Raw genomic sequence first — 1,482 nt, forward strand, 5'->3', positions numbered from 1 at the left:
TGTTATTCCTAAGTAGAAATGTCCTACCTTAAAACCAAATAGAAATGTCCTATACAGACATTTCCAAGTCAAGCACAGGATTCAGATTTCGTTGTTGAACCGCTGTTTTCTGTGCACGTCTACTTGGCATTCTTTGAGAACGATTGCGTTTGTTTTGTTGTTCTAATTCCTCATGCTGCTGTTGAATATGCGCCAGTACAGAGTTCAAACGTTTATTCTCAACGATCTCTCGCTGGTTCAGCTGACTTAATTTATCAAAGATGCTGTAATTGATTTTTCGACCCTGATAGGCAATAGCTACCGTACCATCTGGGTATTCTAGAAACTCAAGATATTTACCGATTAGCCTCTGATTTTCTTCTGTATTCTCTAGGAGATATACGCATTTATCATAAGTGATCGTTAAGCTGTTGCTGACTCTGCGGGGTTCACGCCAGGTAAAAATATCATCTAATTCCTCAGCGGTTTCGGTGACATCACGGTGTAGATCCTTGGGATTAAAAGCCATCTTGGCAAATTTACGATTAAATTGTTCAATAAAGTAGGGCAGCCAGGCATTGGCTTCGGCAATTGAGCAGATGCCTTCTAGCCGCATCTCCTTAATCAGGCGATCCTGCAAGGTTCTGTTGGCCCGTTCAACACGTCCTTTGGCCTGTGGTGAGTTAGCGAAGATGATATCGATATTGAGGGTACTGAGTACGCGTCCAAACTGGGTAACCTTGGTGTCTTTCTTACTGCTTTGATTCACCCTAAACACTGAATGCTTGTCGCTGTAAAACGCCAACGGTTTACCGTGCTGTTCGACATACAAGCGTGTTGAAATCATATAGTCAAAGGCTGACTCTGATTCACAGAAGCGTAAATGCTGCAATTTGCCTGTAGCATCATCAATAAATACTAGCAGACAGCATTTAGCAGCGCGTCCTTCGAACCAGTCATGGTGAGAGCCATCGATTTGGATCAGCTCACCATAACAATCCCGGTTATATCGAGGCTGATATGGGCGTTTGAGGCGCTTGGAGCGAGGAATCCATAAATTAGCTGCAATCATCCAGGAACGGAGTGTTTCTACTGAAATATTGAAGCCATGAACAGCTGTCAGCTTTTCATGGGCTAAAGTTGGTCCGAAACCATGGAATTGATTGGCGACAAGATTGAGGCACTTAAGTCTAAGCTCTTCAGGAAGCCTTGAATTGCTGATTTGACCACGTGCAGCATGTGCTAATGCAGCTGGGCCTTGAGCTTTGTATTTTTGCAATAAGCGTCTGATCTGACGTTCTGAAATATGAAGTAGCTGAGCAGCCTGGGACTGCGTTATGCGTTGATCACAGATTTCTTGCAAAACCGACAATCGTTTAAGTTCTTTATCCGACATAGACACCAACATATCAAACCGTCCGCTTCGATAATCGCAAAAGCGCATATTCTAAAAGCGGACATTTTTACTTTGGAGAAACCGGACATTTCTATTTGGGGCTTACA

The 1,482-nt window shown here is 43.3% G+C and carries 1 protein-coding gene; it reads right to left on the reverse strand.

The features are described from left to right. Positions 1-49: 49 nt before the first annotated feature. Complete coding sequence (locus tag ACX1N5_RS15685) at positions 50-1,375, reverse strand: ISNCY family transposase (protein ID WP_458803568.1); 1,326 nt, start codon at positions 1,373-1,375, stop codon at positions 50-52. Positions 1,376-1,482: the final 107 nt, after the last annotated feature.

The organism is Acinetobacter sp. ANC 4636 (genome assembly GCF_054454555.1).